General features: G+C 63.0%; 10 protein-coding genes and 1 pseudogene. 1 reads left to right on the top strand and 10 read right to left on the bottom strand.

Translation table 11 applies throughout. The annotated features are described in order from the left end of the window. Nucleotides 1–2: 2 nt before the first annotated feature. The 10 genes and pseudogenes from ACEN83_RS16655 to ACEN83_RS16610 form a co-directional block, all read right to left on the bottom strand. Nucleotides 3–599 carry a glutathione S-transferase gene (locus ACEN83_RS16655; protein ID WP_495577773.1) on the bottom strand — a complete coding sequence of 199 codons (597 nt, stop codon included), beginning with the start codon at nt 597–599 and terminating at the stop codon, nt 3–5. Further along, nucleotides 596–4237, bottom strand: a complete 3642-nt coding sequence (locus ACEN83_RS16650; RefSeq protein ID WP_495577772.1) for an AAA family ATPase — start codon at nt 4235–4237, stop codon at nt 596–598. Before ACEN83_RS16650 ends, ACEN83_RS16655 begins: the two co-directional genes overlap by 4 nt. Beyond that, nucleotides 4234–5478 carry an exonuclease SbcCD subunit D C-terminal domain-containing protein gene (locus ACEN83_RS16645; protein WP_495577771.1) on the bottom strand — a complete coding sequence of 415 codons (1245 nt, stop codon included), beginning with the start codon at nt 5476–5478 and terminating at the stop codon, nt 4234–4236. The genes ACEN83_RS16650 and ACEN83_RS16645 overlap by 4 nt, the downstream gene beginning before the upstream one ends. A 273-nt stretch (nt 5479–5751) precedes the next feature. Next, entirely contained in the window at nt 5752–7404 is a 1653-nt protein-coding gene (locus ACEN83_RS16640) for a BatD family protein (RefSeq protein WP_495577770.1), read from the bottom strand. Further along, nucleotides 7401–9140, bottom strand: coding sequence for a VWA domain-containing protein (locus ACEN83_RS16635; protein WP_495577769.1), 1740 nt, complete (start codon nt 9138–9140; stop codon nt 7401–7403). Before ACEN83_RS16635 ends, ACEN83_RS16640 begins: the two co-directional genes overlap by 4 nt. Further along, a pseudogene (locus ACEN83_RS16630) lies at nt 9137–10219 on the bottom strand (vWA domain-containing protein). Before ACEN83_RS16630 ends, ACEN83_RS16635 begins: the two are co-directional and overlap by 4 nt. Next, entirely contained in the window at nt 10212–10706 is a 495-nt protein-coding gene (locus ACEN83_RS16625; RefSeq protein ID WP_007979927.1) for a DUF4381 domain-containing protein, read from the bottom strand. The pseudogene ACEN83_RS16630 and the gene ACEN83_RS16625 overlap by 8 nt, the downstream one beginning before the upstream one ends. Next, nucleotides 10703–11647 (bottom strand): DUF58 domain-containing protein, encoded by a 945-nt coding sequence (locus ACEN83_RS16620; protein ID WP_007979925.1) that lies wholly within the window; start codon nt 11645–11647, stop codon nt 10703–10705. Before ACEN83_RS16620 ends, ACEN83_RS16625 begins: the two co-directional genes overlap by 4 nt. Before the next feature lie 5 nt (nt 11648–11652). Beyond that, nucleotides 11653–12612 carry an AAA family ATPase gene (locus ACEN83_RS16615; RefSeq protein ID WP_007979923.1) on the bottom strand — a complete coding sequence of 320 codons (960 nt, stop codon included), beginning with the start codon at nt 12610–12612 and terminating at the stop codon, nt 11653–11655. Between the two features lie 285 nt (nt 12613–12897). Next, nucleotides 12898–13251 (bottom strand): hypothetical protein, encoded by a 354-nt coding sequence (locus ACEN83_RS16610; protein WP_116579267.1) that lies wholly within the window; start codon nt 13249–13251, stop codon nt 12898–12900. A gap of 514 nt (nt 13252–13765) precedes the next feature. Here ACEN83_RS16610 and ACEN83_RS16605 point away from each other — a divergent pair. Next, the gene (locus tag ACEN83_RS16605) at nt 13766–18661 is read left to right on the top strand and encodes an NAD-glutamate dehydrogenase (protein WP_495577768.1); all 4896 of its coding nucleotides are present in this window, start codon (nt 13766–13768) and stop codon (nt 18659–18661) included. The last annotated feature ends 8 nt before the right edge of the window (nt 18662–18669 follow it).

The raw sequence follows: 18669 nt of genomic DNA, 5'->3' as shown, positions 1-18669 counted from the left end.
GTTTACTTTTTCATCACGCCGGTAAACAACTCCGACTCCAGAAACCGCTGCAACCAATCCTGCAACCGCCGATACGGCGTCTGCGCAAACCATTCACGGTCGACGTGGGCGAACTGCCTCACGAAGGGCATCAGCGCCACGTCGGCCAGGCTTGGATGGTCGGCCAGCAAATAGTCGCGCCCCTCCAGCAACTCATCCAGCCTTTGCAAAAACACCTCGCCCTCGGCGCGATACGCCTCCATCGGCTGCTCGGGATAACGCTCGGCGTACTTGTAGCGATTCAAGTGCACCTTGAACACCTGATCGTTCTGTTCGATCAGCGGGGCGATCTGCGCCGCTGCGTCAGGATCATCCTTGAGCAACCAGTTTTGCGGATCGTTCTGTGCCAGCGCCCAGCGCATGATGTCGAGGCTTTCGTCGATCACCCGGCCATCGGCGCTCAGCACCGGCACCGTGCCTTTGCCCGACAGCGCGAGCATCTCGGCGGGCTTGGCCTTCAGGCTGACTTCGACGATGTCCACGGCCACTGCCGAATAACGCAGGGCCATGCGTGCGCGCATGGCGTAGGGGCAGCGGCGGAAGGAGTACAGCGTGTTCATTTCACCTCCAGGGTGCTCAGGCCGTTGCCCTGGCGGCGGACCTGGATCTGCACCGGAATCCGTTCATGCATTTCCTGTACGTGGGAAATCACCGCGACCTTGCGGCCCTGGGCCTGCAAGCCGTCGAGGGCGTCCATGGCCAGCTGCAGGGATTCCGGATCGAGGCTGCCGAAGCCTTCGTCGATGAACAGCGACTCGATTTTCAGCGTGCTCGATGCCATCGACGCCAGGCCGAGGGCCAGTGCCAGCGATACCAGGAAGGTCTCGCCACCGGACAGCGAATGCACCGAACGCAGTTCGTCACCCATTTCGGTGTCCATCACCAGCAACCCGAGCATGCTGCCGCCGCGCTTGAGGCGATAACGGCGCACCAGTTGGCGCAATTGCACGTTGGCATGATGCACCAGCAGGTCGAGGTTGTAGGCCTGGGCAATCTTGCGGAAGGTGTCGCCAGTGGCGGAACCGATCAACGCATTCAGGCGTGCCCAGCGTTGATACTCGCTGTAGGCGTCGGCAATCTGTTGGGCCAGGGCTTGATTGGCGTTCTGCCGGCGCTGGTCCTCGACCTGCTCGGCGCGCAGTTCGGCGCAGTGCTGCTCGCTGGCGGCGAACTGATGTTGCAGGTCGGTGAGGGCGGTGGCGAGTTGCTCGGCATCGAGGTGGCCGTTGTGCTGGGCCTGATGATCGAGCAAGCGCTGATCACGCTCCTGCAGCAGCACCTTGGCCTGTTCGATGGCTTTTTCGTTGTGTTGCAAGCGTTGGCGCAGTTCGCAGACCTGCGTGTCGTCGACCCGCAGCAGATCTTCGAGGCCACCGTCATCCAGCTCGGGATGTCGGCCGCGCCAGTCGGCGATCTTGTCGGTGAGGTCGCGGTCTTCGTTTTCCAGCGCTTGCAAACGCTCCTGCTGCGCCTTGAGTTCGGCGGCGATCTGCACCTGTTGCGTACGTACCTGCTGCAGCTCCTGCGCCGTTGTTGCCTGGGCACTGCGTGCTTGCTCTACGGCGTTTTCCAGCCCTTGCTGCCACTGCTCGGCGCTGTTGTGCTCGCCCAGCAATTGGGCAAGTCGGTGCTGGCAAGCCGTTTGCTGTTCGGCCAGTGCACTGAATTGCTGCTCGGCGATTAGCTGCTGTTGCACGCGGGTTTGCTGGCGATCCTGTTCTTTCTCAAGCGTCTGTTGGCGCTGTTGCTGCTCGGCAAGTTCTTCCTTCTGCTGATCGAGCTGTGTGAGGCGCTCGGCGATCTGCCGATCCAGCTGCATGAACGTCGCAGCAGGCTCCACCCGTAGCGCTTCGAGGGTTTCGGCCGGCAGAAGGCTGCCGAATGCGGCGAGTTCCTCGTCGAGCCGTTGACGGTCGCTGCCCAGTTCGCGCTGCTGGTTGCTCAGGTGCTGGGCCGCTTGTTGATGCGCGGTTTCGGCGTGGCGCAATTGCTGGGTCAGGCGCGCGGCGTCCTGCTGCAGGGTGAGCAGGGCGCGCTGACGCTGTTCGTCCTGGGCGATGCTCTGGTTCAACTGATCGTTTTGCCGGGTCAGCCAGGCGTCGCGCTTTTCGGCGTCCTGGTCCAGAAGTTGTGCGGCCAGTGGGTGAGCGTCGAGGCTCGCTGCCAAGGCTTGTTGTTGGGTGTCCAGTTGTTCCTGTTGTTGCAGCAGCTCCTTTTGCCGGGCGATGACGCCCACCACCTCGGCGCGCAATTCGGTGAGCTTTTCCTTGAGCTGGTCCACCGCTTGCTGCGCGCGGGCCTGTTCGTTTTCATCGTGGCGACCGAGGCTCTGTAGCAGCGCTTCGGGCTGATGGTAAGGATGCTCGTGACTGCCGCAGACCGGGCACGGTTGGTCGTCCTGCAACTGCGTGCGCAACTCTTCGACACTCGCACTGCGGGCCAGACGTTGGCGTTCCAGCAGTTCCCGGGTGACGTTGAAGGTTTGTTCGGCGACCGTCAGTTCGGCTTTGGTTTTCACTCCGTCCTGAGTCAGGCGCTCACGTTCCTGTTGCGCGGCGAGCTGACGTTGTTGCAGTTCGGCGCCGCGCTTGTCCAGTTCCTGCTGGCTGGCCCACAGCCGCGTCAGGTCTTCGATGGCGCGCAGCTGTTTACGGTTGTCCTGCAACAGGTTGCCGAGGATGCCGATCTGCTCGGCCACGGCGTCCGGCTCCGCGCCGGCCTCCTTGAACAGCACTTCAAGTTGCTGTTTTTGCAAGGCGAGTTCTTCGCCGCAGCGGGTGGTGTTTTGTTCGAGGGTCGCCAGCTCGGCCTGGCCTTTATTCAAGCGGTTGCCGATCAACATCAACTGTTGCAGGCGATCCCGATAGGCATTCCACGCGTCGCTGAGCGGCGCCAGATGGCCGCTTTGCTCAAGCTCGGTGGCGATACGCTGCAAACGTTCGGCAACCTGGCTCTGCTTTTCCAACAGGGCTTGAATGGCGCTTTGGCCCTGGATGCAGGCTTGTTCTGCGGTGTGCTTCGCGTCGGCGCTGAAGGTGGTGTCCCTGGCCAGGCGGGCGAGGGTGCTTTGTTCCTCGAAGGCCTGACGCAGTAGCGGAGCACTGTCGGTTTGTCGTTGCAGGGCTTCGCTCAGGGCGATTTGTGTGGCAGAGAGGTTCTGCTCCAGCACCGTCTGGCGTTCAGTCAGCTCGTGCTGCTGCCGGGTATGGGCAGCAACCTGTGCGGCCAGTGGCGTCAGCAGTGCATCGAGTTCGGTTTTGCGGGCGAACTGGTGCCGTTGCGGGCCGAGTTGTTCCAGCCGTGTCAGCTTCAAGCGTTCGCCGGCCAATCCTTCCCACTGCTGTTGGGCACCGTGAAGTTGCTCGGTCGCGGCGAGTTGAGTGTCCTGCAACTGACGCAGCTCCTTGAGCCAGGTGTGCTGCTGCTCAAGCTGTTTGAGTTGTGCCTGCTGCAACTTCAGTTGTTGCTGCGCGGCATTGAAGCGCTCATCCAGTTCCGCACGGGCCTGTGGCGCCAGCGGTGTCACTCCGCTGGCCTGATCCTGCAGCAGTTTGTGAACCTCGCGAGCCTCCTTGGTCTTGTCGAAGGCGCGACGACCGAGGCGGGTGTAGAGCGCGGTGTCGGTGAGTTTCTCCAGCAGTTCGCTGCGGTCGTTGTCGTCGGCCTTGAGGAAGGCGCTGAACTCGCTTTGCGCCAGCAGCACGGCACGGGTGAACTGTTCGAAGTTCAGCCCCAGCGCGGCTTCGAGCTGAGCCTTGTATTCGCCTTTCTGGCTGGCCAGCAACTGGTCCTGATCGATGTCACGCAAGCTCTGGCGACTGGCCTGCAGCTTGCCGGCGGCCTTGTCCCGGGCGCGATTGGCTTCCCAGCGGGCGCGGTAACGGCGGCCGTCGACTCCGACGAAATCCACTTCCGCGTAGCCTTCACCCGTGCCGCGACGCAGCAGGGTGCGCGGGTCGCCGGTGCCGATTTCGCCGTCGGCGTCCGGCACTTTCGCGTCGCGGCCGGTGTTGTTCAGGCGTGGTACGGCGCCAAACAGCGCCAAGCACAAAGCATCGAGCAGCGTGCTTTTGCCGGCCCCGGTGGGACCGGTGATGGCGAACAGTCCGGCACTGGCCAAGGGTTCGGCGGTGAAGTCGATTTCAAACGGCCCGGCCAGGGAGGCGAGGTTTTTCAGGCGGATCGCGAGAATTTTCATGGCTGTTCACTCTCCATCTGCACGTCCTGCAACAGCTCGGCAAAGTCCTTGAGGGTCTGCTCGTCGACCTCGCTGCCGTAGTTGTCCTGCCAGGCGCGGCTGAACAGCTCTTGAGGCGTGAGCTGGTCCAGCTCGATCAGCGTGCTGCCTTCATCGGCACCGTCACGGCCGCCATTGCCGGCGTACTCCGCGGCAATGCGCACTAGGCGCACGGCCTTGCCTTGCAGGGCGGTTTCCACTTGATTGCGCAGGTCGGGCTGCGGCTCATCGAGGCGCACCCGCACCTCCAGCCAGGGTTGGCGCTGGATATCGGCCAACAGGTCGATGTTTGGCAGGTCTGCCAGTTGCAGCAGGATCTCGCTCAAGGGCGCCGGGCCGATGCGTTGCAGGTTGACCGCGCGGGGAATCAGTTTCGGCTCGACGCTGACCAGGGTTTCGCCGTCGAGCTTGATGTCGAGAATCTGGTGCTGATAGCTGATCTCGGAGAACGACAGCGGAATCGGCGAGCCGCTGTAGCGGATGCGCTCCTCGCCGTTGACCTTCTGCGGTTTGTGCAGGTGACCGAGGGCAACGTAGCTGATGCTCGGCCCGAACAGACTGGCGGGCAGGGCTTCGGCGTTGCCGATGATCAGGCTGCGCTCGGAGTCTTCCGACACCGAACCGCCCGCCATGTGCGCGTGGCTGATGGCGATCAGTGCCTGGCCTGGCGTGCGCCTGGCGTTGGCCGCTTCGATCAGCCATTCGTGCACCTGACCGATCCCGCGCAGGTAGTTGTCGCCCAAATGCGCGCCGGTGACTTCCGCCGGGCGCAGGAACGGCAACGCCAGGCACCAGCCGGCGATCGCACCGCTGGCATCAGGCAACGGCAACAACAGGCGCTCGGCATCCAGCTGCCCGTCGTCCAGCCACAGCACACGGCCGAGCGCGTGGGTGCGCAAGCGGCGCATCAAGGGGGCCGGCAGTTCGATCCGCGAGCCGGAATCATGGTTACCGGCAATCATCACGATGGTCAGCGACGGCTGCTGCTCATGGGCGCTGACGATGAAGTCGTAGAGCCGCTCCTGGGCTTTGACCGGCGGATTGACCGTGTCGAAGATGTCGCCGGCGATCAACAGTACATCCGGCTGATCCAGTTTCAGCTGGCGCAACAGCCATTCGAGAAAACAGCCATGTTCGAAATCGCGATCCTGGCCGTGCAGGTTTTGCCCCAGGTGCCAGTCGGAGGTGTGAAACAAGCGCAAGGCGGACTCCGGTACAAAAATAGGTGATGGCCGCGTGAAAAATGAAGGCGGCGAAAGGGGGGAGAGTTTACTGGTAAAAATGCCCGGTCGCGCGTTGGAATGTTTTGTGGCGAGGGAGCTTGCCTGTGGCGAGGGGGCTTGCCCCCGTTCGGTCGCGAAGCGGCCGTAAATCCGGGCAGCTCGGTGTGCCGGAAAAACTTGGGGCCGCTTCGCGGCCCAACGGGGGCAAGCCCCCTCGCCACAGGCAAGCCCCTTGGCCACAAGGACCGTTGTTTACTTCGGATAAAGCGGCGGCAACCCACTGTCGCCAACCACGTCCTGCACCCGTTCGGCCATCGGGATCGCCTTGATCGCCCGCCACAGCTCATCACCTTGCCAGTACTGGCCGGTTTCGCTGTACAGCGCGCCGTTCAAGCCGTCGAGGGCGTTGGACAGGGGCACGAAGCGGGCGGCCATGTCGGCCAGGGTTTCCGGTTGTTGACGGGCCCAGGCGTCGAGGGCCTGGCGGGTGGCGTGGGAATCATTGGCCAGGCAGGCGCGCTTGAGGTCGTCGAGTACCGTGCGCGGGCTCGGGCCGGTTTGGGCAGTGCGCGCCACCGCCGGTTGCCAGCGGCCACGCCACCAGAGGCCGAAGCCGAGCAGGGTGGTGCAGGCCAGGAACAGGGTGCTGAGCTTCCAGCGCCACAGGGCTTCGCTGTCGGCGCCGGCTTCGACCGCAGACGCGCCGGCCGGGGTGTCGACCACCAGGCTCGGGTTGGCCGCCACGTGCAGCGTGCGGGCAGGCAGGCTGCTGTGTTCCAGATGGTCTTCGAAAGTGTTCCACCAGACCACGTCGACGGTGGGCAGTTCGATGGCGCCGGTGCGTGTCGGCACCAGGGCCTCGCGGTCTTCACGGCTACCGATCAGGCCGCGTTCGCTGTTCTGGTTGCCGAGCACCGGTTGATCCGGGTAGCGGCGTAGGCCGCCGACATCGGTGCCGGGTAGCGGTGGCAGTTGGGTGCTGGACAAGCCTTCGGCCGTCACCGTCAGGCTGCGGGTCAGTGAATCGCCGACCTGGGCGTGGTCCGGCTCCGGGTTCCAGCTTTCGCTCAGGGTCAGGCTGCGCGCTGGCAGCCAGGGGGCATCGGCCGGCCAGGTGAGGGGTTTGGCCTTGACCGTCAACAGCAGTTCGGCCGAGGTGACGCGCATCAGCTTGCCGGATTTCGGCCCCTGGGCGGTGTTGTCCTGTACCGGTTGTGCGTCGACCAGCGCCGCGTTGAAGACCTGTGCCGGAATGATCAGTTCGCCACTGTGTTGCGGGTAGATCGCGTAGCGCATTTCGATCACGCCGTGGCGCAGGCCATCGATGTCTTTTTCGTAGGTGCGTGATTCGCCCAATTGTTCGATGCGTGCGTCAGGTATCTGCAAGGGTGGCAGGCTGCTGTCGTCGTACAGCGACACCGAGTGGTAGATACGCAGGGTCAGGACTGCCTGGGCCTGAACGTACACGCTGGTTTGATCGAGGCTGGCATCGATGAACACCGGGGCGCGTTTGTTCGGGTTGTCCGGTGTTTCACTCTCGACCACTTGCAGGGTGATCGGCTGGCTCTGCAGTTCGCCCAGTTGCAGGGGCGGAATCACGACGCTGCCGTTTTGCCGCGGCAGGAGGGTGATGATCCAGCGCGTGGCGGCCTGGTTTTCACCGCTGAGGGTGTTCAACTGGTTGACCTGGCGCGTGCCGCGCACCTCGAACAACGGCTCCAGCGGTGTCAGGTCGGGTTTGCCGAACTGGGTCACGTCGGTGGATTCCAAGGTCAGCTCGACCGTCTCGCCTGAGCTCAGGCGACTGCGGTCCACACTGGCGGCCAGCTCTGCAGCCTGTGCCTGGACAGAGCAGAACAACAGGCCGTGCATCAGCGCGAGCAATAAAACGGTGAAGCGGGTCATCGAGTTTTTTCCTGATCCTGATGTTGTTGCTGTTCGTACCAGAATTTTCGCCGCAGCAGCTCGCCGGGGTCATCCGGGATCTGCCGCAACCACTGCTCCAGTGCCTGACGCTGTTCACCTTCGATACTGTCGGTGGCAGGGCGCAAGGGCGGCGTGGTGTGCTGTTCGTCACCCAGCTCGCTGCCGGGCACTTCATTGGCACCCGGTCTGGGCGGCGACACCGGCGGTTGCGCGGTGTTGGAGTCGGCCGGCGGTTCTTGCGCCTGCGGCTCGCCGCTGTCCGAGGATTGCGATGAGACGCCCGGTGGAGTCTGTTGTTGCATGGCCTGGGGTTCGTCGCCGGCGGAAGCGTCCGGTTCCGGGGCGGGCGGGCTGTTTTTCTGCTTGAGCAGCTCTTCCACCAGCGCCTTGTTGGTCAGCGCCGGGCGCAAGTCCGGTTGACGTTCCAGAGCCTGTTCGTACGCGTCCAGGGCCGCCTCCAGCTCACCGCTTTTGGCCAGGGCATTGCCTCGATTGTAGTGGGCGTGGGCATCGTTGCCTTCTGCGAACCGCTCGGCGGCGCGGGCATAGTCTGCGGCTTCATAGAGCGCCACGCCTTGCCACTGGTGGTCTTCGAAGCGCCGGGCGGCTTCGGCCGGGCGCTTTTGCTTGAGCAGGTGCACGCCTTGTTGGTCGGGACGCAACCACAGGTCGACGAGATCGAAGGCGTAGCTCGGTTGAGGCAACGCCAACAACAGCGGCAGGCACAGCAGCCAGCCGCGACGCCCCGCGCAGGCCGCCAGCAACAGCAGCGGTAGCAACAGCCAGTAACCTTGATCGGCCCAGGTGTCCAGGCGCAGGGTCTGACCGTCGTTGCGCAGGTGGCGTGGGCCGTCGAACAGGCCAAGGGCATGCAGGTCACTGTCGTCCAGGCGTGCCTGGCGAAAGCGTCCATCCAGGTCGTTGGCAAAAGCTTTCAAGCCTGGCTCGTCCAGGCGCGGCACGAGAATGGCCCCTTGTTCGTCCTTGAGGAAACTGCCGTCCTCCTGGGTGATGGGCGAGCCTTCGGCGGTGCCGATGCCAAGCATCAGAAATTGGGTCGATTTACCGTTGAGCGCGTGACGGATGCCCAGCCGCTCCTGTTCGGTCAAGGACGAACCGATCAGCAGGATCCGGCCGTCGCCCAGCGCCGCTTGTTCGAGCAGTGCCAAGGCCTTGGTGACCGCCAGATCGGCGCGATGCCCGGCCTCTGGCATCAACGACGGCTTCAGTGCGTCCAGCAGATTGCGGCTGGTGGACAGATCATCCGACAGCGGTACCAGCGTGTGGGCACTGCCGGCGTAGACGACGATGGCGGTTTGCGCGTCGCTGCGAATCTGCAGCAGATCGAACAACTTGCGACGCGCCTGTTCAAGCCGGTTGGGCATGACGTCGGTGGCGAGCATTTCCGGGGTCAGCTCGAGCACCACCACCAGCGGGTCGGCGGGCTTTTGACTGGTCTGCTCGACACGCTGCCAGCCCGGACCGAGCAGGGCGAGCACGGTCAACAGCCACGCGAGACCGAGGGCGATCCAGGGCAGTTTACTGTCACGGCCACTGCCGCCACTGAGCAGTGCGGCGTGAAAGGCCGGTGGCAGAATCATTTGCCAGCGCCCGGCGCGCTTCTTGCGGTGCCACAGTTGCCAGAGCAACCAGCCAAGCACCGGCAGCAACAGCAGCCACCAGGGGCGGAACCAGTACGGCCACAGCACACTCATCGACGCCTCCGCAGGCGCAGGCGTTTGAGACGCTGGCGCCAGTCAGGCAGCAGTTGGGTTTGCAAGAACAGATCCTTGGTGAACAGGCGTTGCAAGGGGTTGTCCGGCCAGAGCACGTGGGCCACCAGCAGTATGCTCAGCCACAGTGCCAGGGCCAGTGGCCAGTGGTACAACGCTTAGGTCGGGCGGGCCTGGGTGGGTTGCTGGGCCACGGGCTCCAGTTGATCCAGGGTGTCCTTGATTGCCTGCAGCTCTTTGCCGTCGCGAGCACGGAAATACTGGCCACCCGTGACTTCGGCGATGGCCTTGAGGGACGGTTCGTCCAGGTCCAGGCTTGGATTGACGCCAAGAAAGCCGACCGTGCCACTTTGCTCCGGATCGGCGCCGATGCCGATCGGGTAGATTTTCACGCCTTCCTTGGCGGCGAGTCGTGCAGCGGTGAGTGGGTCGATTTCACCGCCATTGTTGGCACCATCGGTCACCAGGATCAGCACGCGGCTGGTGGCCGGACGCAAACGCAGGCGCTTGAGGGCCAGACCGATGGCATCGCCGATGGCGGTGTTTTTGCCGGCGATGCCGATGCGCGCCTCATCGAGCCAGACGCGCACGGTGTGGCGGTCGAAGGTCAGCGGTGCCTGCAGGTAGGCCTGGCTGCCGAACAGGATCAGCCCGACCCGGTCACCTTCGCGGCTTTCGAGAAAGTCGCCGAGCAGATGCTGGACCAGTGACAGGCGACTGATGTCTTCGTCCTGCCATTGCATGTCAGGGAAATCCATGGACCCGGAAACGTCCACGGCCACCAGCAGGTCACGGCCGCTGGCGGCAATCGGCAGGGGCTCGCCGAGCCACTGCGGGCGAGCCGCTGCGACCAGCAGCAACAGCCATAGCAGGATGAACGGGGCCTGCTGGCGCCAGGCTGGCAGGTTGGCCCGGGCGCGTCGCCCGGCGAGGCCTTCCAGGTCGCTGAGGAAGCTGACCTTGAGTGCCGGTTCACCACTGTCGGCCACCGGCAATAGGATGCGCATCAGCCACGGCAGCGGCGCAAGGGCAAAAATCCACGGCCAGGCGAATTCAAACATGTTTGCGAATCCACGTATCGACGGCTTGGGTCAGGCCGGCAATGGCCTTGTCGTCGAGTTTGCATTCGGGTTTGTAGGCGCCTTCCACGAGCACCATCCAGCGGGTCAGGCCGGCCGCCGGGCAGCGATTGTCGAGGAACGCCAGCCATTTGCGGCCGTTGAGGGTGTGGCTCTGACTGTAGGGATAGTGGTTGCGGCACAGGCGCTTGAGCAGGCCGTTGAGTTGCTGCAGCCAGGCACCCGCCGGCGCACCGTCGTAAGGCTTGGGCATCAGTGCCAGCTCGGCCAGGGCCGCAAGGCGTACCGGATCGAGCGGCTGTTCGGCACGTACCACGGGGCGTTTTTGCGGAATGAAGCGACGCAGCTTCCATAGGCCCAGACCGATCAGTGGCACCACGAGCAGCAGCAGCCACCAACCCGGTGCCGGGGGCCAGAATTCCACCGGTGGCGGGGATATCAGCGGTTGCAGTTGATCAAGGCTGCTCATCGGCCTTTCCCCGGTTTCTGTGGGTTCAGGTATTCGCGCAGTTGCTCGACCATCTCGCTCTGAGTGCTCAACGGCATCATCAGCACCCGCAGTTTCTGCGCGAGCAGTTCCCAGCGGGCGATACGTGCTTCGGCCTGGGCCCGGTACGTCTGGCGCAGGTCGAAATTCAGCGTGTCGAGTTCCAGTTGCGCGCCGCGTTCGGCGAAACGCAGCAGGCCGGCGGCGGGCAGGGCATGGTCCAGCGGATCGGACAACGGCAGCAACAACAGGTCGCAGTGGCGCGATAACAGGCTCAGTTGCTGCTCGGCGCTGTCCGAAAGGGCGCGTTCGTCGCAGATCACGATCACCAGGCTGCCAGGGCGCGACACTTCCCGGGCGCGGCGCAGGGCAATGCCAAAGGCGTCGCGGTCCGGCTCGCTTTCGCTGTTGAGCGACTGATTGACCCGCACCAGCCGGTTGAGCAACTGCAGCAGGCTTTGCTTGCTGCGCCGAGGCTTGATTTCGTAGTGCTCGTTGTCACCATACACCAGCCCGCCGACCCGGTCGTTGTGCCCCAGGGCGGCCCAGCCGATCAGGCTCGCGGCCTGGGCGGCGAGCACCGACTTGAACATCAGGCCGGAGCCGAAAAACAGCCGGCGACTTTGTTCGACCATGATGAAGATCGGTCGCTCACGTTCTTCGTGGAACAGCTTGGTGTGGGGTTCCTGGGTGCGGGCAGTCACGCGCCAGTCAATGGTGCGCACATCGTCGCCGGCCTGATAGACCCGCACCTGATCGAAGTCGACGCCACGTCCGCGCAGTTTGGAGTGGTGCAGGCCGATCAGCGGGCTGCGCTGGCTCGGCGTGGAAAACAATTGCACTTCACGCACGCGATGGCGCATCTCGATCAGGTCGGCGAGGCTGACACGGATGCCCGGCTCGGGCGGCAGGCTGGCGTTCATCGGGGTCAAGCGACGGCTACGACGTCGAGAATCCGCTGGACTACCCGGTCCTGATCGATGCCAGCGGCTTCGGCTTCAAAGGAAAGAATGATGCGATGGCGCAACACGTCGAACAGCACGGCCTGGATGTCTTCCGGGCTGACGAAGTCGCGGCCGGCCAGCCAGGCGTGGGCGCGGGCGCAGCGGTCCAGGGCAATCGAACCGCGAGGGCTGGCGCCATAGGCGATCCACTCGGCCATCTCCGGGTCGAACTTGGCCGGGATGCGCGTGGCCATGACCAGCTGCACCAGGTATTCCTCCACGGCGTCGGCCATGTACAAGCCGAGGATTTCCTTGCGCGCGGCAAAAATGGCCTGCTGGCTGACCCGGCGTTCGGGCTTGGTTTCGCCATTGAGGGCTTCGCCACGGGCCTGTTGCAGGATCTTGCGTTCAACGGTTGCGTCCGGGAAGCCGATTTTCACGTGCATCAGGAAGCGGTCGAGCTGGGCTTCAGGCAGGGGGTAGGTGCCTTCCTGCTCGATCGGGTTCTGCGTGGCCATCACCAGAAACAGGGGCGACAGCTCGTAGGTGCTGCGCCCGACACTGACCTGGCGTTCGGCCATGGCTTCGAGCAGCGCCGACTGGACCTTGGCCGGGGCGCGGTTGATTTCGTCCGCCAGAACCAGGTTGTGGAAGATCGGGCCTTGCTGGAACACGAAACTGCCGGTTTCCGGGCGGTAGATTTCCGTACCGGTAATGTCGGCCGGCAACAGGTCGGGGGTGAACTGGATGCGGTGGAACTGGGCTTCGATGCCTTCGGCGAGTTCTTTGATGGCCTTGGTCTTGGCCAGGCCAGGGGCGCCTTCGACCAGCATGTGGCCGTCGGCGAGCAGGGCGATGAGCAAGCGCTCGATGAGTTTTTCCTGGCCGAGAATCTGCGTTGAAAGAAAGGTTCGCAGCGCGAGCAGCGCTTCACGATGTTCCATCGATGACTGTTCCTGCAAAAGGGTGGCCGAGGACGTTCGACATACGCCAGGGCTGGGGGCGTTACTTTAATCCATCGCGGGGGGCGGCGACTAACGGCATTTTGCGCAAAGTGCAGGAAATGGTTGGCAATCGTTGTAGGAGCTTTCTACAGGTTGCAGGTTGGGGGTGTTCTCTCGGGCCTCTTCGCGGGCAAACCCGCTCCCACATTTGATTGCATTCTTGCCGGAATAACGCGGTCGACTGTGGGAGCGGGCTTGCTCGCGAAGGCGCCCGCCCAGACGCCATCAAATCTGGCTGATATAGGTGCCGGTACCCTTGAGAATGTTCTGCAGGGTTTCTTCCACTTCAGCCAGATCCGTCATGTCGGCATCAAAGGTGATTTCCAGCACATCGTCCCCATTGAGCGCATCGGCATCTGCCGCCGCAATTTCGATCTTCAGCAGGGCAGGGCTGAGGGTGACTTTCACGCCCTCCAGGGTCGAAGGCTCGCCGTCGAGGGTGATTTCCAGTTCATCCTCGTCCGGGTAGCGGCTCATGAGGAACATTTCGCCCTGTTCGCTGTGGCAGCAAAGCATGGCCATGTCGTCTTCTTCGTCATCGCAAGGGTTGACGATCAAGAGGGCGGTTTTCATTTTCATGGGAAATTCCTGGCTCGACGGGCGTGGTAAACGCAACAAGGGGCGATTCTGCCAGCCTGCGCACATTTCTGCTCGTTCGCGTATCAGTGACCGGGTTGTGAGCGGGGAGAGTGTTACTGGTCATTTCTGGTACGGATGTCCCGTAAAACCGGATGGATAACCGTCATTTTTCTGTGCGAATGCTAGTGTTGTTCGATGCGCATGCCTTGAGCAGCGTGCCGATGACCGAATATGTCGCAGCGCCGCAAGCATGGGCCTTGCCGCACTGGTTAAGCTGCGCAACCAATGGATACCTGTAAAGACATTGGAGCAACCCGTGGCCAGTCGTTTTTGCAGATGCCCATTCACGGAAGGTGAATGTGACCTGAGTGTCTCGTCCAGCTTCACCCACCTGTCACCCTGTTTCCTCTGCCCGAGAATCAGGAACCGGGTGACGGCTAGCTTTGAAACGTAGCCCCGAAAGGGATTTCGCGCGACGCTTTCATCAATAACAAGCCCAAGCGGAGTACCACAGATGGCGTTCTTCACCGCAGCCAGCAAAGCCGACTTCCAGCACCAACTGCAAGCGGCACTGGCGCAGCACATCAGTGAACAGGCACTGCCACAAGTGGCGCTGTTCGCTGAACAATTCTTCGGCATCATTTCCCTTGACGAGCTGACCCAGCGTCGGTTGTCCGACCTTGCTGGCTGCACCCTTTCTGCATGGCGCCTGCTTGAGCGCTTCGATCACGCGCAACCGCAAGTGCGCGTCTTCAACCCCGATTACGAACGCCACGGCTGGCAGTCGACCCACACGGCGGTCGAAGTGCTGCACCACGACCTGCCATTCCTGGTGGACTCGGTGCGTACCGAGCTGAACCGCCGCGGCTACAGCATCCATACCCTGCAAACCACCGTGCTCAGCGTGCGTCGTGGCAGCAAGGGCGAGTTGCTGGAAATCCTGCCTAAAGGCACCCAGGGCGACGACATTCAGCAAGAATCGCTGATGTACCTGGAAATCGACCGCTGCGCCAACACCGCCGAGCTCAATGTGCTGAGCAAAGAGCTGGAGCAGGTGCTCGGTGAAGTCCGCGTGGCCGTCGGCGATTTCGAGCCGATGAAGGCCAAGGTCCAGGAGATCCTGACCAAGCTGGACAACAGCCAGTTCGCCGTCGATGGCGACGAGAAGAACGAAATCAAGAGCTTCCTGGAATGGCTGGTGGGCAACCACTTCACCTTCCTCGGTTATGAAGAGTTCGTGGTCAGCGACGAAGCCGATGGCGGCCATATCGTCTACGACAAGGACTCCTTCCTCGGCCTGACCAAGTTGCTGCGTGCCGGCCTGACCTACGATGACCTGCGCATCGAAGACTACGCCGTGAACTACCTGCGCGAACCGACCCTGTTGTCGTTCGCCAAGGCCGCGCACCCAAGCCGTGTACACCGCCCGGCTTACCCGGACTACGTGTCGATCCGCGAAATCGACGCCAACGGCAAGGTCATCAAGGAATGCCGTTTCATGGGCCTGTACACCTCGTCGGTGTATGGCGAGAGCGTGCGGGTGATCCCGTACATCCGCCGCAAGGTCGAGGAAATCGAACACCGCTCCGGCTTCCAGGCCAAGGCTCACCTGGGCAAGGAACTGGCGCAGGTGCTCGAAGTGCTGCCGCGCGACGATCTGTTCCAGACCCCGGTGGACGAGCTGTTCAGCACCGTGATGTCGATCGTGCAGATCCAGGAACGCAACAAGATTCGCGTGTTCCTGCGTAAAGACCCGTACGGCCGTTTCTGCTACTGCCTGGCCTACGTGCCGCGCGACATCTACTCCACCGAAGTGCGCCAGAAGATCCAGCAAGTGCTGATGGATCGCCTGAAAGCCACCGACTGCGAATTCTGGACCTTCTTCTCCGAATCCGTGCTGGCCCGCGTGCAGTTGATCCTGCGCGTCGACCCGAAAAACCGCCTCGACATCGACCCGCTGCTGCTGGAAAAAGAAGTGGTGCAGGCCTGCCGCAGCTGGCAGGACGACTACGCCGCACTGACCGTCGAGAGCTTCGGTGAAGCCCAGGGCACCAACGTGCTGGCCGACTTCCCGAAAGGCTTCCCGGCCGGTTACCGCGAGCGTTTCGCCGCGCATTCCGCTGTGGTCGACATGCAGCACCTGTTGAGCCTGAGCGACAAAAACCCGCTGGTGATGAGCTTCTATCAGCCGCTGGGCCAGGTCGCCGGCCAGCGCCAGCTGCATTGCAAGCTGTACCACGCCGATACGCCGCTGGCACTGTCCGACGTCCTGCCGATCCTGGAAAACCTCGGTCTGCGCGTGCTGGGCGAGTTCCCGTATCACCTGCGTCACAGCAATGGCCGCGAATTCTGGATTCACGACTTCGCGTTCACCGCCGCCGAAGGCCTGGAACTCGACATCCAGCAGCTCAACGACACGCTGCAGGACGCGTTCGTCCACATCGTGCGTGGCGATGCCGAGAACGACGCGTTCAACCGTCTGGTACTGACCGCCGGCCTGCCATGGCGTGACGTGGCGCTGCTGCGTGCCTACGCCCGTTACCTGAAGCAGATCCGCCTGGGCTTCGACCTGGGTTACATCGCCAGCACCCTGAACAACCACACCGACATCGCTCGCGAGCTGACCCGGTTGTTCAAGACCCGCTTCTACCTGGCGCGCAAGCTGACCAGCGATGACCTGGACGACAAGCAACAGCGTCTGGAACACGCGATTCTCAGCGCCCTGGACGATGTCCAGGTACTGAACGAAGACCGCATCCTGCGTCGCTACCTGGACCTGATCAAGGCCACCCTGCGCACCAACTTCTACCAGACCGATGCCAACGGCCATAACAAGTCGTACTTCAGCTTCAAGTTCAACCCGCACTTGATTCCCGAGCTGCCCAAGCCGGTACCGAAGTTCGAAATCTTCGTGTACTCGCCGCGCGTCGAAGGCGTGCACCTGCGCTTCGGCAACGTTGCCCGTGGCGGCCTGCGCTGGTCCGACCGTGAAGAAGACTTCCGTACCGAAGTGCTGGGCCTGGTAAAAGCCCAGCAAGTGAAGAACTCGGTGATCGTGCCGGTGGGTGCGAAGGGCGGCTTCCTGCCGCGTCGTCTGCCACTGGGCGGCAGCCGTGACGAGATCGCGGCCGAGGGCATCGCCTGCTACCGCATCTTCATTTCGGGTCTGCTGGACATCACCGACAACCTGAAGGATGGCGCACTGGTACCGCCGGCCAACGTCGTGCGTCATGACGACGATGACCCGTACCTGGTCGTGGCGGCGGACAAAGGCACCGCGACCTTCTCCGACATCGCCAACGGCATTGCCATCGACTACGGCTTCTGGCTGGGTGACGCGTTTGCGTCCGGCGGTTCGGCCGGTTACGACCACAAGAAAATGGGCATCACCGCCAAGGGCGCGTGGGTCGGCGTACAGCGCCACTTCCGCGAGCGCGGCATCAATGTCCAGGAAGACAGCATCACCGTGGTCGGTGTCGGCGACATGGCCGGTGACGTGTTCGGCAACGGCTTGTTGATGTCCGACAAGCTGAAGCTGGTCGCGGCGTTCAACCACCTGCACATCTTCATCGATCCGAACCCTGAGCCGGCGTCGAGCTTCGCCGAGCGTCAGCGCCTGTTCGACCTGCCGCGTTCGGCCTGGTCGGACTACGACACCAGCATCATGTCCGAAGGCGGCGGTATCTTCTCGCGTAGCGCGAAGAGCATCGCGATTTCCCCGCAGATGAAAGAGCGCTTCGACATCGAGGCCGACAAGCTGACCCCGACCGAACTGCTGAACGCCTTGCTCAAGGCGCCGGTGGATCTGCTGTGGAACGGCGGTATCGGTACCTACGTCAAGGCCAGCAGCGAAAGCCACGCCGATGTCGGCGACAAGGCCAACGATGCACTGCGCGTGAACGGCAACGAACTGCGCTGCAAAGTCGTGGGCGAGGGCGGTAACCTGGGCATGACCCAACTGGGTCGTGTGGAATTCGGCCTTAATGGCGGCGGCTCCAACACCGACTTCATCGACAACGCCGGTGGCGTGGACTGCTCCGACCACGAAGTGAACATCAAGATCCTGCTGAACGAAGTGGTTCAGGCCGGCGACATGACCGACAAGCAACGTAACCAGTTGCTGGCGAGCATGACCGACGAAGTCGGTGGTCTGGTGCTGGGCAACAACTACAAGCAGACCCAGGCCCTGTCCCTGGCAGCCCGTCGCGCCTTGCCGCGGATTGCCGAGTACAAGCGCCTGATGAACGACCTGGAAGGCCGTGGCAAGCTGGACCGTGCCATCGAGTTCCTGCCGTCGGAAGAAGCGATCAACGAGCGTGTCGCGGAAGGCCATGGCCTGACCCGTGCCGAGCTGTCGGTGCTGATCTCCTACAGCAAGATCGACCTCAAGGAGCAGCTGCTGGGCTCCCTGGTGCCGGACGACGACTACCTGACCCGCGACATGGAAACCGCTTTCCCGCCAACCCTGGTGAGCAAGTTCTCCGTGGCCATGCGCCGTCACCGCCTGAAGCGCGAAATCGTCAGCACCCAGATCGCCAACGATCTGGTCAACCACATGGGCATCACCTTCGTTCAACGACTCAAAGAGTCGACCGGCATGAGCCCGGCGAACGTGGCCGGCGCCTACGTGATCGTGCGTGACATTTTCCATCTCCCGCACTGGTTCCGTCAGATCGAAAACCTGGATTACCAGGTTTCGGCCGACGTTCAACTGGAGCTGATGGACGAGCTGATGCGCCTCGGTCGTCGCGCCACGCGCTGGTTCCTGCGTGCCCGTCGCAACGAGCAGAATGCTGCCCGTGACGTCGCGCACTTTGGTCCGCACTTGAAAGAGTTGGGCCTGAAGCTCGACGAACTGCTCAGTGGCGAGATCCGTGAAACCTGGCAGCGCCGTTATCAGGCCTACGTCGAAGCCGGTGTGCCGGAGCTGCTGGCGCGTATGGTGGCGGGTACCTCGCACCTGTACACCCTGCTGCCGATCATCGAGGCTTCCGACGTGACCGGCCAGGATCCGGCCGAGGTGGCCAAGGCGTACTTCGCCGTGGGCAGCGCGCTGGACATCACCTGGTACATGCAACAGATCAGCGCTCTGCCGGTTGAAAACAACTGGCAGGCCCTGGCCCGTGAAGCGTTCCGCGATGACGTCGACTGGCAGCAACGCGCGATCACCATCTCGGTCCTGCAACAGGGCGACGGCACCCAGGACGTGGAAACACGACTCTCCCTGTGGATGGCGCAGCACGAAGGGATGATCGAACGCTGGCGCGCCATGCTGGTGGAAATCCGTGCCGCCAGCGGCACCGACTACGCCATGTACGCGGTGGCCAACCGCGAACTGCTGGACCTGGCGTTGAGCGGTCAAGCGGTAGTGCCTGCCTCTGTCGCCGCCGAGCTGGAACCGGCGGCCTGATCAGGCGT

Source organism: Pseudomonas sp. Pseusp49 (assembly GCF_059491875.1).
This window is presented reverse-complemented; position numbering and strand designations above follow the sequence as displayed.